The sequence below is a fragment of the Zoogloea sp. JDB1 genome, from assembly GCF_056724025.1.
In genome coordinates, this window is the sequence record NZ_CM161496.1 from 1,148,931 (window position 1) to 1,164,234 (window position 15,304).

A 15,304-nucleotide genomic window follows, 5' to 3' on the forward strand; every position below is an offset into this window, starting at 1 on the left:
GTACATGGCGCAGGGGCTTGGTCGGGCGTGGGGAGGTGCCTTGCTAAAGCGGACGATTCTCCTTGACCGGGCGCTCCTGGCAAGCTTCCGGGCGATTGCGGCCCCCTACTGGTTCAGTGAAGAGAAAATGCGCGCCTGGGCGCTGCTGGCCCTGCTGGTGCTGCTCCTGCTGGGTCAGGCTCTGTTCGCGGTAATGCTCAACGGGCAGACCGGCGAGTTCACCTCCGCACTGGCGGCGAAGGATGGGGCGCGGTTCTGGGCATCCATCGAGCGGTGTTTCGGGGTGCTGTTGTTGGGCGTCCCGGTTTATGCCTTCTACTATTACGTGCGGGACACCCTGGGTCTTCGTTGGCGGCGCTGGCTGACCCGGGCCTACCTCGCTTCCTACCTGGGAAACGGTGTCTATTTCCGGCTCGATGCCAGCTCGGGGATCGACAATCCCGATCAGCGGATTGCCGAAGACATCAACACCTTCACCCAGAAGTCACTCCAGTTCCTGCTGGTGCTGGCTGGCGCCGTATTGCAGCTCGCGGCCTTCGCCGGCGTGCTGTGGTCCATCTCCCGGGGCCTGGTTCTCTTCCTGGTGATCTACGCTTTCATCGGGACGTTCATCACCGTCGTGCTGTTCGGCCAGGTGCTGATCGGGCTCAACTTCTACCAGCTCAAACGGGAGGCGGATTTCCGCTTCAGCCTCGTGCGCATCCGTGAGAACGCGGAAGCCATTGCCTTCTACGCCGGCGAGAAACTGGAGGCCCAGCAGGTCGAGCGGAATTTCGGCGAGGTGTTCAGCAATTTCAGCAGGCTCATCCGGGTGCAGCTCAACCTGAACATCTTCCAGTACGCCTACAGCTTCATGACCATCATCCTGCCCAGCGCGATCATTGCCGACCGGGTCATTTCCGGCGAGCTGGAGGTCGGGCGCGCGATCCAGGCTGCGGGCGCCTTCGCGGCGATCCTGGCTGCTCTCACCGTGATCGTCGACAACTTCGAGAGCTTCAGCAAATTTGCGGCGGGAATCGAGCGCCTGGACAGCTTTGCCGGCGTGATGGATGGACGGGCCGAGGTGCCCATGGAGAAGGGGATTGCCATCGTCGAGGATTCCCGGGTGGTGATCGACCGCCTGACCCTATGGACACCGAACAGGGAAAGGCAGCTGATCGTCGATCTTTCCCTGTCAGTCGAGCCAGGCGGGAGCCTGATGATCGTCGGCAGCAGCGGTTGCGGAAAGAGCAGCTTGCTCCGCGCCATTGCGGGGTTGTGGCGTGCCGGCGCGGGGCGCATAGCCCGTCCGGCTGCCGGGGACATGCTGTTCCTGCCCCAGCGTCCCTATATGTTGCTGGGCAGCCTGCGCAACCAGTTGCTATACCCGCGGCAGGATCGGCCCGTGTCGGACGAGGAATTGCTGGATGTACTGGCACAGGCCAACCTGCCGGATCTCGCTGCGCGTGTCGGCGGCCTGGACGGGGAGCTGGATTGGACGAAGGTGCTGTCGATGGGTGAGCAGCAGCGGGTCGCCTTCGCCCGTGTACTGCTTCTCGCTCCCCGTTACGTCATCCTCGACGAGGCAACCAGTGCGCTGGATGCAACCAACGAGGAGCATCTCTACAGGTTGCTCGCCGCCAGTGGAATTGCCTTTGTCAGCGTCGCCCACCGCGCCTCGATCCGGCCATACCATCGCCAGATATTGGAGTTCGGCGAAGCAGGACGCTGGGTGTTGCAGGGGGCGCGCTACAGTAAGTCAGTTCATCCCCTGGCCTGAACCAGGCCGTGAGTCCAGCGGACGTGCATTAGCCGCTGCGGCGTCCGCTGATCACCTGGAGCAGGACGACAACGATGGCGATCACCAGCAGGATGTGGATGAAGCCCCCCATGGTGGTCGAGGTGACCAGGCCGAGCAGCCACAGGACGAGCAGTATGATGGCGATGGTATAGAGCATGGCGTCCTCCATTGTTGAGCTTGTGGTGTATCTGTCGGGCGGCCCGTCCGTCCGCCAATGGGGGAACGGCACCAGACTGGCTATCCACCCTGGATTGCTCCTCCCGTGTCAGGTGGATGCCCGGACGGGGATCTCGGTGCTTACTGTCCGTAACGCGTCTTGGCCGCGCTGATACAGCTTGCCTTGGCATCACCCGCGAGGGCGTCGCACTTTTCCTTCGCCACGGCGTAGGCGGCATCGCGTTTTTCTGTCGCCGCATCCTGGCGGGCGCCGCTGGTTTTTTCATAAGCGGTCGAGTTGGCATCGGAGGTTTTCTCGGCCACCTTGGCGTCGGCCTTTGCGGTCACATAGGCAGCCTTCGCCTCCTTGCGGCACACGTCCTTGGCATTACCGGCTGCGTCGTCGCACTTTTCCTTCGCCACGGCGTAGGCGGCCTCGGCCTTGGCCAGGCGGACCTCATAGCTGTGCTTGGCGGACGGTTCGTACTTTGCTTCGAGTTCGGCCTTGGCGATGTTCTCCCGGCCTTTGGCTTCTTCGATACAGATGTCTTGGGCGTTGCCACTCATGGACTTGCAGGCGGCCTTGTCGGACTTGTACTTGTTTGATGCTTCCTCTTTGGCGGCCTGGTATTCGGCCTTGGTCAGAGGTGCGGCGATGGCGGCGGCGCTGAAGGCGAGGCAGAGGCTGGTTGCGACGGTAGCGAGTTTGAGGTTTTTCATTGTCGATCCTTTATGGCTACGCATTGATGTGATGCATCCGGAGACCGTTCGGTGCTTGTGCCCGATACGGTTCTGCGGCGCAGTTGAAGAATGGGGCCTGGTCTTGGTGGGGTCGGTGCGTTGGAACACACAGGCAATGACTCCCGCATCCGCACGCCATCCTTATGTGCGAGAGCGCACCGACCCACGCGGGGTGTAGCGATAGGCTTCGCGGGAGGTTTTGCCATGCTCGCATGCGCTTTTACGACGGCTGCGGGTTGGCCCAGCCGTAGCGCGGGGAACATGCCTGTTTGCCGCAAGCGCGGTCGAAGGCCAGGCACTCCGGTCCATCGCCAGCCGTTGTATGGCGAACGGTGGAAGGTTCCCGATGCCGACAATCCTGCTCCGATACCCGTCGTCCCCCGCCCGTCTGTACGACAACATGCTCTTACTGTCCTGGTGGATGACTGGGGCGGCACTCCTCGCGCTCGAGGTCTTGTCGCACGCAGTCTTGCCGTGAGCGCACCAAACATGCGCTACAGGTCGCTGAAGACGCTGTTCGTCCGTCAGCTCGAGGACCACGAGTCTGTGGTTGACGAGCCCCCGCTGCGGGCCGAATTATTCAGCGCCGACCAGATGGCCCTGCACGGCAACGCGCTTGCCGGTGCCCACACCCTGGCCCGCGGGCCGTTCGTGCCTGACAGGTTGCTGGCCCGCCTGGCAGACAATGAGCGCACGCTCTTCGATGTGTGTCGTCTGCTCACCGAGGCGGTCGCCGACAATCGGCGCATTGCGCCGGCCGGAGAGTGGCTGCTCGACAATTTCTATCTCATCGAAGAGCAGATCCGCATGGCCCGGCGCCTGCTGCCGGAGGGGTACAGCCGCGAACTTCCGCACCTGAATGGCGCCGCGGTCCTGGCCGGGCGGCCACGGGTGTACGACATCGCCCTCGAGGCCGTTGCCCATGGCGATGGCCGGGTGGATGCGGAGAGCCTGGGCCGCTTCGTCGCCAGCTACCAGCGTGTCGCGCCGCTCAAGCTGGGGGAGCTGTGGGCGATTCCGATCATGCTGCGCCTGGCGGTCATCGAGAACCTACGGCGGGTCAGTGCGGGGATCGCAGCCGGCTGGGGCGAGAGGACACTGGCCGGTAGCTGGGCGGACCGGATGAGCGAGGCCATTGAGACCGATGGGAAGGACCTGATCCTGGTTGTCGCCGACATGGTCCGCTCGGAGCCACCGATGGCCGGCGCCTTTGTCGCCGAGTTGGCGCGCCGCCTGCAGGGACGGGGTCCTGCACTGGCCCTACCGCTGAGCTGGGTCGAGCAGCGCCTGGCGCAGTCCGGCCTGACCATCGCCGGTGTGGTGCAAGCGGAGAACCAGCGCCAGGCCGCCGATCAGGTCTCCATCAGCAACAGCATCGGCAGCCTGCGCGTACTGGGGGCGATGGACTGGCGGGATTTCGTCGAGAGCCTGAGCCTGGTCGAGAAGACCTTGCGCGACGATCCTGGCGGCGTTTATGCCCGGATGGACTTCGCAACCCGCGACCGTTATCGCCACGCTACCGAGGAGATCGCCAAGGCGAGCTCCCTGAGCGAGCATGGGGTGGCGCGGCAGGCGGTGGACCTGGCCCGGGCTGCGGCATCGAGCACAGGGGGAAGGACGGCCCATGTCGGCTATTACCTCATCGATGCCGGGCGGCCTGAACTGGAGCGGGCCGCAGGGACCCACGCCGGTGCCGCGGAGCGCCTGCGCCGGGCGGCATCCCGCGCGGCGCTGCCGCTGTACCTGGGCGCCATCGCGCTGATTACTATGATCGTCAGCGCCGCGCTGCTGTACGCAGCCCTGGCGGTCGAATGGCCGGTCTGGGCGCTGTTGCCGTTTGCGCTGCTGACGCTACCGGTCACCAGCCAGCTCGGCGTAGCGTTGAGCAACTGGCTGGCCACCTTGCTGGTCAAGCCACGTTCCTTGCCACGGATGGATTTCTCGACCGGTATCCCGCCGCAATGCCGCAGTCTGGTGGTGGTGCCGACCATGTTGAGCAACCCGGCGGGCGTTGCAAACCTGCTCGAAGCGCTGGAGGTCCGCTTCCTGGCCAACCGGGACGGTAGCGTGCATTTCGGTTTGCTCACCGATTTCCTCGATGCACCGCAGGCCTCGCTCCCTGCGGACGATGCGCTGGTGGCGCAGGCGCGGGCCGGCATTGAGGCCCTCAATGCGAGCTATGCCACGGAGGGGCAGGACATCTTCTTCCTGTTCCACCGGCCACGGCGCTGGAACCCGCAGGAGCGCAGCTGGATGGGCAGTGAGCGCAAGCGCGGCAAGCTGGCCGATCTCAACGCACTGTTGCGCGGCAGCGGCGGCGAGGGCTTTGCGACCATCGTCGGCGATACGGCGATCCTGGCCGGTGTGAAGTACGTCATCACCCTCGACACCGACACCCAGTTGGCCCAGGACGCGGTACGCCAGTTCGTCGGCGCCATGGCCCATCCGCTCAACCGGCCGGTCTACGACGACCGGAAAGGGCGGGTCGTGGCCGGTTACGGCATCCTGCAACCCCGCGTGGGTATCAGCCTCCCCGGTGCGAACCGGTCGCGCTACGCCCAACTGTACGGTGCCGAGGCGGGCGTCGACCCCTATACGCGGGTCGTCTCCGACGTGTACCAGGATCTGTTCGGCGAAGGCTCCTTCATCGGCAAGGGCATCTACGACGTGGACGCCTTCGAGCGCGCGCTGGGCGGCCGTTTTCCCGACAACCGGATTCTCAGTCACGACCTGCTGGAAGGCTGCTATGCCCGGGCCGGGCTGTTGAGCGACAGCTTGCTCTACGAAGACTACCCGGCCAGTTACAACGTCGACGTGAGCCGCCGTTACCGCTGGATCCGCGGCGACTGGCAGCTTCTGGCCTGGCTGCTGCCCGAGGTGCCCTGCGCCTGCAAGGACGGCTCCGAGGGCGCCAGGGGGGGCGCGGCCCACCGCCAGGCCAATCCGCTGTCGCTGCTGTCCCAGTGGAAACTGGCGGACAATCTGCGGCGCAGCCTCGTTCCGGGCGCGCTGCTGTTCCTGCTGGTGCTGGGCTGGCTGTTCCTGAAACCATCCCTGCAGTGGACGGCGTCGCTGCTCGGTATCCTGCTGTTGCCCAGCCTGTGCGCGACCATCGTCGACCTGCTGCGCCGGCCGGAGGAAATGCTGCTCATGCAGCACCTGGCGGCCGTGCTGAATGCCGTGTCCCGTCGGCTCGCCCAACTCGGCTTCGAGTTTGCCTGCCTGCCCTACGAGGCTTCCTTCAGCCTGGATGCCATCGCCCGCACCCTGTGGCGCATGGGGGCGAGCCACCGCAGATTGCTCGAATGGTGTCCGTCGAGCGAGATCGAGCGCGTGCTGGACACCCGGTCCCGCAACAGCCTGAGCGCGTCCTACCGGCGGATGTCGAGCGCTCCGCTGCTGAGCGTGGCCATTGCGCTCGGCCTGGTCGCGGCGGCACCCGCCGCCCTGTGGGTGGCCGGACCGGTGTTGTTGCTGTGGTTTGTGTCGCCAGCGCTGGCCTGGTGGATCAGTCGTCCGCTGGCGGTCCGAAAGCCTGTGCTCACCGCCGAGCAGACCCGCTTTTTGCGCGGGCTGGCGCGGCGCACCTGGTCGTTCTTCGATACCTTCGTCGGCCCGGCCGATCACTGGTTGCCCCCCGACAACTACCAGGAGTATCGCGTTGCCACGCTGGCCCACCGCACTTCACCGACCAACATCGGGCTGGCGCTGCTGGCCAATCTGGCCGCTTACGACTTTGGCTACATCCCCGGTGGCCCGCTCGTCGAACGGACCGCCAATACCCTGCGCACGCTGGAGGGGCTGGAGCGCTACCGGGGCCATTTCTACAACTGGTACGACACCCAGACCCTGCAGGCCCTGCAACCGCTGTACGTGTCGACGGTGGACAGCGGCAACCTCGCCGGGCATCTGCTGACCCTGAGGGCGGGGCTGCTGGCCCTTGCCGATGAACGGATCGCGTCGCCCAAGATGTTCGACGGCCTTGGCGACACCGCCGCGCTGCTTGCCGAGACCATCGCCCCGGCCGCGGAGGGTTTGGTGACGGCGTTGCGGGACGCGCTGGACGCGGCGGCGGCTACGCCGCCCGGCACCTTGCCGCTACTACGGGCGATTCTCGATGAACTGAGCGACAGAACCGACGGCATCGTGGCACACACCGCAAGCTGGCTCGCCGGTGGCGACTCGGGCCCTTCCGCGCAGGACGCAAGCCGCTGGGCCCAGGCGTTGGCCGGGGAGCTCCAGAGCGCACGGGGCGAAATCGAGTTTCTGGCCCCGTGGCTCGTACTCGGAAAGCCGCCTCCTGGGCTGGACGATGTGCCGGACTGGTTGCTCGGCGATACCGGGCTGCCGACCCTGCGCACCTTGGCGACGCTCGATTGTGTGCTCGGTTCGCCGCTGCAGGCGCGGCTCGACGGCGCGGGGAGCGCCGCCCAGCGCACCTGGCTTACGGATTTCCAGCACGCGCTCGCCGAAGGGAGCGCCCGCGCCGCTGCGCGCATGGCCGTCATCGAAGCCCTGGCGCAGCAGTGCGTGGCGCTGGCACAAATGGACTACGACTTCCTGTTCGACGCCTCGCGGCACCTGCTGAGCATCGGCTACAGCGTGCAGAACCGGCGCGCGGATGCGAGTTGCTACGACTTGCTGGCCTCGGAAGCACGCCTGGCGAGTTTCGTCGGCATCGCCCAGGGGGCCTTGCCGAAGGAAAGCTGGTTTGCCCTGGGGCGCCTGCTCACCCGGGCCGGCGGCGAGCCGGTGCTCCTGTCGTGGAGCGGGTCGATGTTCGAATATCTGATGCCCCAGCTGGTGATGCCGACCTACGAACGCACGTTGCTTGACCAGACCAGCCGGGCGGCGGTCACCCGCCAGATCGAATACGGCCGGCAACGCGGGGTGCCCTGGGGCATGTCCGAATCGGCCTACAACACCGTCGATGCCCAGCTGATCTACCAGTACCGCGCTTTCGGCGTGCCCGGGCTGGGCCTCAAGCCCGGCCTGGTCGAAGATCTGGTGGTCGCTCCCTACGCCTCGGTGATGGCGCTGATGGTCGCCCCCGTGGCCGCCTGCGCCAATCTCCAGCGCCTGGCCGCCGAGGGTTTCATGGGCCAGTTCGGCTTCTTCGAGGCCATCGATTACACGCCTGCCCGCCAGCGCCGCGGGCAGGCCAGGGCGGTGGTGCGGGCCTTCATGGCCCACCACCAGGGCATGAGCCTGCTGGCCCTGGCCTGGCTCATTCTGGATCGCCCGATGCAGCGTCGCTTCGAGTCGGAGCGCTTGTTCCAGGCGGTCATGCCGCTGCTCCAGGAGCGCGTTCCGCGGGCGGCGGGCCTGTTCTCCCACGCGGCCGAGCTCTCGGGCTTGCGCGCGCGGATCGTGCCGCAGGCCGCGCCGGTGCGGATGTTCACTACGCCGGACACCCCCACACCCGAAGTTCAGCTGCTGTCCAACGGCCGTTATCAGGTGATGATCAACAACGCCGGCAGCGGCTACAGCCGCTGGCGCGATCTGGCGGTCACCCGCTGGCGGGAAGACGGCGCGTGCGACGACCAGGGCTCGTTCTGCTACATCCGCGACGTGGCCAGTGGCCTGTTCTGGTCCACCGCCCATCAGCCGACCTGCCACCGGCCGACCGATTACGAAGCGATCCTCTCGGAAGGGCGGGTGGAGTTCCGGCGCTGCGATCCTGTCGAGCCCGACGGCGACATCGAAACCTATACGGAGATCGTCGTCTCGCCGGAGGACGATATCGAGCTGCGCCGCGTGCGTCTGACCAATCGCTCGTCGCGCCGCCGGGAGGTCGAGATCACCAGCTACGCCGAAGTGGTGATCGCTCCGCCGGCCGCCGATGCCCTTCACCCGGCCTTCAGCAAGCTGTTCGTACAGACGGAGATCCTGCCGCAGCATCAAGCCATCCTGTGCATGCGCCGGCCGCGCTCCCCGGAGGAGGCGACGCCGTGGATGCTGCATGGGATGGCCGTGCATGGCGTGGAAGTCGATGCCGATGCCGTATCGTGGGAGACCGACCGCGCCCGCTTCATCGGACGCACGCGGACCACCGCGGCTCCCATGGCCCTGAGCGAAACCGGCGCATTGTCCGGTAGCGCGGGGCCGGTGCTCGATCCCATCGTCGCCATCCGCCAGCGCTTCTTCCTCGATCCGGAGCAGTCTGCCAGCGTCGACATCGTCACCGGCATGGCCGACAGCCGCGATGCGGCCGTGTGCCTGGCCGGCAAGTATCGGGATCGCCATCTCGCCGACCGCGTCTTCGACCTGGCGTGGACCCATAGCGAGGTCGAATTGCAGCAGCTCAACGCGGTGGAGGCCGATGCCCGGCTCTATGCCCGCCTGGCCGGTGCGGTGCTGTACGCCAGCCCGGCACTGCGCGCCGACACCGCGCTCCTCGTCAAGAACCGCCGCGGTCAGTCGGGTTTGTGGGGCTACACCATCTCCGGCGACCTGCCGATCGTGCTGCTGCAGATCGGCGATGCCGCCAACATCGAGCTGGTACGCCAGCTCGTGCAGGCGCACGCCTATTGGCGTCTGAAGGGCCTGGCGGTGGACCTGGTGATCTGGAACGAGGACCACGCCGGTTACCGGCAACGCCTGCAGGAGCAGATCATCGACCTCGTCGCCTCGGGCAGCGGCGGCCTGGGCGACCGGCCGGGGAACATATTCGTCCGCCCGGTGGAGCAGATTTCCGTCGAGGACCGGCTGCTGTTCCAGGCCGTCGCCCGCGTCATCCTCTCCGATTGCCGGGGCACGTTGGCCGAGCAGCTCGATCACCGGATGCTGGCGCTCACCAACATGCCGCCGCTGGTGCCGATCCGCCCCTACCGTCCCGAAGCGCCGGGCCGGGTGCCGCCGGCAGACGATGAGCTGATCCTCTCCAACGGGTTCGGCGGTTTCACCCCGGATGGCCGCGAATACGTCATCACTGTGCACGCTGCCGCTCCAACGCCGGCCCCGTGGTCGAACGTACTGGCCAATCCGCACTTCGGGACGCTGATCTCGGAAAGCGGCGGTGCCTATACCTGGAGCGAGAACGCTCACGAATTCCGCCTGACGCCGTGGCACAACGACCCGCTGTGCGACCCCAGCGGCGAGGCGATTTACCTGCGCGATGAGGAAAGTGGCCGGGTGTGGTCTCCCACGCCCTTGCCGGTGCCGGCGGACGCGACCTACACGATCCGTCACGGCTTCGGCTACAGCGTCTTTGAAACCCACGTGGATGGTATCCACTCGGAACTCACGGTGTTTGTTGCGGTGGACACGGCGGTCAAGTTTTCGCTGCTGAAGTTGAGCAACGAGTCTGGGCGGCGGCGCTACCTTTCGGCCACCGGCTACGTGGAATGGGTGCTGGGTGATCTGCGCGAAAAATCGGCCATGCACGTGATCACCGAGGTCGCGCCGCGCAGCGGTGCGCTGTCTGCCCGCAACGCTTACAGCATCGACTTCCCTGGCCGTATTGCCTTCTTTCACGCGGACGATGTGGTCGGCCTGAGTGCCGATCGCAGCGAATTCATCGGTCGCAACGGTTCCCTGCGCAAACCCGCGGCCATGCAGCGTACCGGGCTGTCGGGGCGGGTCGGCGGTGGGCTGGACCCCTGCGCGGCGATCCAGTCGGGCTTCGAACTGGCCGCCGGCCAGGCGCGGGAAATCGCCTTCCGTCTCGGTGTCGCCGGCGACACAGAGGAGGCCGACCGTCTGGCGGCGCGGGTCCAGGGCGTCGGTGAAGCGCACCGGGCTCTCGATGCGGTGCATGACTATTGGCACCGCACGCTCGGCGCGGTGCACATCGAAACGCCCGACCCCGCGGTCGATGTGCTGGTCAATGGCTGGCTGATCTACCAGGCATTGGCCTGCCGGCTGTGGGCGCGCGGCGGCTATTACCAGTCGGGCGGCGCCTTCGGTTTTCGCGATCAGCTGCAGGACGTGATGGCCCTGGTCCATGCGGAACCAGCCCGCGTACGGGCCCATCTGCTGCTTTGCGCCAGCCGCCAGTTCGTCGAGGGCGACGTCCAGCACTGGTGGCATCCGCCGCTGGGGCGGGGGGTGCGCACCCATTGTTCCGACGATGCCCTGTGGCTGCCGCTGGCGGTGTGCCGCTACGTCGCGGTGACGGGCGACGCGGGCGTGCTCGACGAGACGGTGCCGTTTCTCGAAGGCCGCCCGGTCAATCCGGGAGAGGACTCCTATTATGACCAGCCGGCCCCCTCGGCCGAGGTCGCCAGCCTGTACGAGCACGCCGTGCGCGCTATTCGGCGCACCCTCCTGCGCTTCGGCGTCCACGGCCTGCCCTTGATGGGCTCCGGCGACTGGAACGACGGCATGAACAAGGTGGGGATCGACGGCAAGGGCGAGAGCGTCTGGCTGGGCTTCTTCCTGTATGCAGTGCTCGGCCACTTCGCCGGACTTGCCGAGACTCATGGCGATGCAGCTTTCGCCGCGCAGTGCCGAGGCGAAAGCGCGCGTTTGCGCGCCAAGCTCGATGAGCACGGTTGGGATGGGGAGGAGGGCGAGTGGTATCGCCGCGCCTACTTTGACGACGGCACGCCGTTGGGCTCCAGCCGCAATGCCGAATGCCGCATCGACTCGGTGGCACAGAGCTGGGCTGTGCTGTCCGGCGCCGCCGATCCTGGGCGGGCGCGCATGGCGATGGAGGCCGTCGATACCTACTTGGTGAGTCGCGTGAATGGCCTGGTCCAGCTTCTCGCCCCGCCCTTCGATACCTCGTCCCTGGCGCCGGGCTACATCCGCGGCTACGTGCCGGGTGTGCGCGAGAACGGCGGGCAATACACCCATGCGGCGGTCTGGGCCGCAATGGCCTTTGCCGAGCTGGGCGACGCGGAGCGCGCCTGGTCGCTGCTGGGGCTGATCAATCCGGTCAACCACAGTCGCTCGGCGGAAGGTGTGGCGGTTTACAAGCTGGAGCCCTACGTCATCGCGGCCGACGTTTATGCGGCGGTGCCTCATGTCGGGCGCGGTGGGTGGAGCTGGCACACCGGCGCCGCCGGTTGGTTGTACCGGCTGATCGTCGAATCGCTGCTCGGGCTGCAGCGGGAAGGCGCCGTGCTGCGTCTGTCCCCGCGTCTGCCTGCCGACTGGCCCGGCTACACGATCCGTTACCGCTACGGGGAAACGGAGTTCCACATCAACGTCTCGCAGACGGCCGCCGGCGCCGAGTACGCAGAAAAAGGCCTGTTCGTGGACGGCATCGCGCAACACGACGGCCGGGTTCATCTGGTCGATGATGGCCGGGTGCATCGGGTCTATTTGAGTCTGAAGGGCTGAAAGAGGCTCCGCACGCCGCGTGTTGTGTTCGCGAGCGCACGGACGGTCGGGCTCGCGCCTTGTTACGGTCGGCTCCCGGTGTTCTTCATCCTGTGAGGAGACGGCTCGTGCCACCCACAAACCATCCCATGTCACGTCCGTCGATGAGCGGGCGGAGTGAGCCCGGCATGATCCGTGTTCGCGAGGGGCAGGCCCCGGGGCCCTTGCCACGGGCAGTATTTTCGGAGCGCTTCCGTGCCTCCTTCGCCGATCCGGCCTTCAGGGAGGAGGACGAAGCCCTGGCGCGGCTGGAGGAGATCGCCTGGCAGGCTTATGTGGAGGGGCGTAAGTCGCCCTTTCAGCAGATGGCCGGGCCCGATTACGCAGACCCGGCCCAGTCCCTGTCCGCTGAATGGGTGGCGACCCGGCAGCGCATCGAGGCGGCCCAGGCGCGCCAAGCCGACCCGGCGAGCCCTTCGCGGGTCTTGTTGGTGTGCGGATCGGCGCGCAACGACGGGTCCTGCGCGAGCGAGATGTCGAAAAGTTTCCGCTTGGTGCAGATCGCGCGGGACTTGCTGGACAAGACAGGCATCGTCACCGATGTGCTCGATCTGAGCCTGCTTACCTCCGAATACGGCCGCAAGATCCACCCCTGCAAGGCCTGCGTGTCCACCGCGATGCCCCTGTGCCACTGGCCGTGCAGCTGTTACCCGAACCATGCCCTCGGGCAGACCAACGACTGGATGGCCGAGATCTACGAGCGCTGGGCCGCGGCCCACGGGGTGATCATCGTCACGCCGGTGTATTGGTACCAGAGCCCGAGCCCCCTGAAGTTGATGATCGACCGTCTGGTGTGCGCCGATGGCGGCAACCCGGACCCGACGACGACTTCGGGCAAGGATGCGGACAAGGCGAAGGCACTGGAGATGGCGGGCTGGGACTATCCACAGCATCTGGCCGGGCGTGTCTATGGGGTGGTGGTCCATGGAGACGTGGCTGGCATCGAGGATTCCCGCCGCGGCCTGTCGGACTGGCTCGACTGGATGGGCTTCATCGATGCCGGCCCGTTGGCGCGCCTGGACCGTTTCATCGGCTATTACGCGCCCTACGCCGATAGCCACAACACCCTGGACTGGGATGAGCCCATGCAGGAGGACGTGCGCAATGTGGCACGCGCGGTGGCCAAGGCTGTCGAGGAGCTGCGGGCCGGAAGACTCCAGGCGGTGCAGCCCAGGCTGTCGCGTCCGCGCGCCAAGTGAGCATGGAATTCAAGGACTACTACAAGATCATGGGGGTGGCGCGGGATGCGACCCAGGACGAGATCAAGCGCGCCTATCGCCAACTGGCGCGCAAGTATCATCCCGACGTCAGCAAGGCATCCGATGCCGAAAGCCGTTTCAAGGAACTCGGAGAAGCCTATGCGGTGCTGGAGGACCTGGAGAAGCGGGCCGCCTACGATCAATTGGGGAGCAACTGGAAAGCCGGCCAGGACTTTCGGCCACCGCCGGGCGGAAGCGCGGGCTTCGAGTTTTCGGATGGCCTGGCCGGAGATGGCGAAGACAGTGATTTCAGCGATTTCTTTGCGTCGCTCTACGGTCGCCGTGCCCACGGCGGGTATCGCACTGGAGGTGGTTTTCACGCCCGTGGCCAGGACCACCACGCCCGCGTGCAGATCGACCTGGAAGATGCCTATACGGGAGCGACTCGCAGTCTTGTCTTGCAGATGCCGGAAGCGGACGAGCAAGGGCGTGTGCATCTTCGCAAGCACTCCCTCAATGTGTCGATTCCCCGTGGCATCCGCGCTGGGCAGCACATTCGTCTGGCCGGGCAGGGCATGCCTGGCGTGGGGCAAGGGCCGGCCGGGGATCTTTACCTGGAGGTGGAATTCTTGCCACATCCGCACTATCGCGTCGAGCAGCGGGACGTCTATTTCGACTTGCGTGTCGCACCCTGGGAGGCCGCATTGGGGGCGCAGGTGGAAGTGCCGACCCCGAGCGGAGCGGTGGAGGTCAAGGTTCCGCCGAATGCGGTCGCTGGCCGCAAGCTGCGCCTCAAGGGGCGCGGTATCCCCGGTTCCACTCCGGGGGATTTCTATGCTGTGCTGCAGATCGCTCTGCCGCCCGCCGACAGTGATGCAGCCCGGGCGTTCTATAGCGAAATGGCCCGGCAGTTCCGATCCTTTGACCCGCGATCAATAGCTGGAGGCTGACAATGGACGACGAAAAGATGCTGCCCCAAGCCAGTGTGGCGATTCTCGAAGAGCAGACCGGGCTGACCTTGATCGAGCTCTGTCGCGCCTGTGCAGTACGCGCCGATAGCATCGTCGAACTCGTGGATGAGGGGGTCCTGGCCCCTTTGGGGCGGGAGCCGCATCGTTGGCGGTTTACAGGCGTCCATTTGCGCCGGGCCACAGTCGCCCTGCGGCTGAGGCGGGATCTCGGACTCAATCTGGCCGGTGCGGCGTTGGCCTTGCAGTTGCTGGATGAGGTGGACGCCCTGCGGGAACGCCTTAGGGTGCTGGGCGCCCTTTGACGGCAAATGACAAACGGAATCTTGCTCTGTTCGTTAGCGTACGGAACCTCTGTGGCACTCGGTGCAACATGGGTATTCGCTGTGCCCAGTCATCGCTGCATCGGACCAGGCACCGCTTTCCATAAGATCTCCGGCGTCCTTTGGCGATGACGGAATAACGTGAGGGACAGGAACATGACCAATGTACGTCGTAACTTCCATAAGCTCATTCTCGTGACGGCCGCCTCGTTCGCCCTGGGGGGCCTCGGAGCACCTGCTTTCGCAGCGACCGCGGAAGATCTGAACAAGGACGCCGCCCAGGCACTGCAGTTGCTGTACAAGACCCATCCGATTGCCGAGAGCATCTCAAAGAAGGCGCGGGCGATCCTGGTGTTTCCGAAGGTCATCAAGGCGGGCCTGGTGTTCGGCGGCAGCTACGGCGAAGGCGTCTTGATGAAGGGCTCCACCACCGCTGGCTACTACAACACCGTATCGGCGTCGTGGGGCTGGCAGGCGGGAGCCGAATCCTACGGCTACGTGGTTTTCCTGATGAGCGACAAGGCCGTGAATTACCTGGACAAGTCGCAGGGCTGGGAAATCGGCGTCGGTCCCAGCGTGGTGGTGGTGAATGAAGGTGCAGCCAAGAATCTGTCCACGTCGACCCTCAAGGACGATGCCTATGCCTTCATCTTCGATCAGCAGGGCCTGATGGCCAGCCTCAGCATCGAAGGCACGAAGATTTCCCGTATCAAGCGCTGATCAGGCGCAGCGGAAGCCGATCACGGCAGCGGAGTGCCCCGTCTTTCCGGGGCGCTCCGCTGCCGTTGCACTATTTGAATTGGGGTACAT

8 protein-coding genes are annotated in these 15,304 nt (G+C 65.9%); 6 read left to right on the forward strand and 2 right to left on the reverse strand.

The annotated features are described in order from the left end of the window. Positions 1 to 4 precede the first annotated feature (4 nt). Positions 5 to 1,759 (forward strand): ABC transporter ATP-binding protein/permease, encoded by a 1,755-nt coding sequence (locus AC1PPK_RS05110; protein WP_481116761.1) that lies wholly within the window; start codon positions 5 to 7, stop codon positions 1,757 to 1,759. Between the two features lie 28 nt (positions 1,760 to 1,787). Here AC1PPK_RS05110 and AC1PPK_RS05115 read toward each other — a convergent pair whose 3' ends face one another. Both AC1PPK_RS05115 and AC1PPK_RS05120 read right to left on the reverse strand, forming a co-directional pair. Further along, the gene (locus AC1PPK_RS05115) at positions 1,788 to 1,937 is read right to left on the reverse strand and encodes a lmo0937 family membrane protein (protein ID WP_481116762.1); all 150 of its coding nucleotides are present in this window, start codon (positions 1,935 to 1,937) and stop codon (positions 1,788 to 1,790) included. Between the two features lie 140 nt (positions 1,938 to 2,077). Next, positions 2,078 to 2,785: a hypothetical protein gene (locus AC1PPK_RS05120; protein ID WP_481116763.1), complete on the reverse strand. Its 708-nt coding sequence runs from the start codon at positions 2,783 to 2,785 to the stop codon at positions 2,078 to 2,080. Positions 2,786 to 3,151: 366 nt separating this feature from the next. Between AC1PPK_RS05120 and AC1PPK_RS05125 the strand changes: the two genes are divergently transcribed. The 5 genes from AC1PPK_RS05125 to AC1PPK_RS05145 all read left to right on the forward strand — a co-directional run bounded on the left by AC1PPK_RS05125 (position 3,152) and on the right by AC1PPK_RS05145 (position 15,214). Beyond that, positions 3,152 to 11,965 carry a glycoside hydrolase family 94 protein gene (locus tag AC1PPK_RS05125; protein ID WP_481116764.1) on the forward strand — a complete coding sequence of 2,938 codons (8,814 nt, stop codon included), beginning with the start codon at positions 3,152 to 3,154 and terminating at the stop codon, positions 11,963 to 11,965. A 167-nt stretch (positions 11,966 to 12,132) separates the two neighbouring features. Further along, positions 12,133 to 13,203: a flavodoxin family protein gene (locus AC1PPK_RS05130; protein ID WP_481116765.1), complete on the forward strand. Its 1,071-nt coding sequence runs from the start codon at positions 12,133 to 12,135 to the stop codon at positions 13,201 to 13,203. Between the two features lie 2 nt (positions 13,204 to 13,205). After that, positions 13,206 to 14,153, forward strand: a complete 948-nt coding sequence (locus tag AC1PPK_RS05135) for a DnaJ C-terminal domain-containing protein (RefSeq protein WP_481118184.1) — start codon at positions 13,206 to 13,208, stop codon at positions 14,151 to 14,153. Between the two features lie 2 nt (positions 14,154 to 14,155). Beyond that, the gene (locus tag AC1PPK_RS05140) at positions 14,156 to 14,476 is read left to right on the forward strand and encodes a chaperone modulator CbpM (protein WP_481116766.1); all 321 of its coding nucleotides are present in this window, start codon (positions 14,156 to 14,158) and stop codon (positions 14,474 to 14,476) included. 174 nt (positions 14,477 to 14,650) lie between these two features. Continuing rightward, the gene (locus AC1PPK_RS05145; RefSeq protein WP_481116767.1) at positions 14,651 to 15,214 is read left to right on the forward strand and encodes a lipid-binding SYLF domain-containing protein; all 564 of its coding nucleotides are present in this window, start codon (positions 14,651 to 14,653) and stop codon (positions 15,212 to 15,214) included. The last annotated feature ends 90 nt before the right edge of the window (positions 15,215 to 15,304 follow it).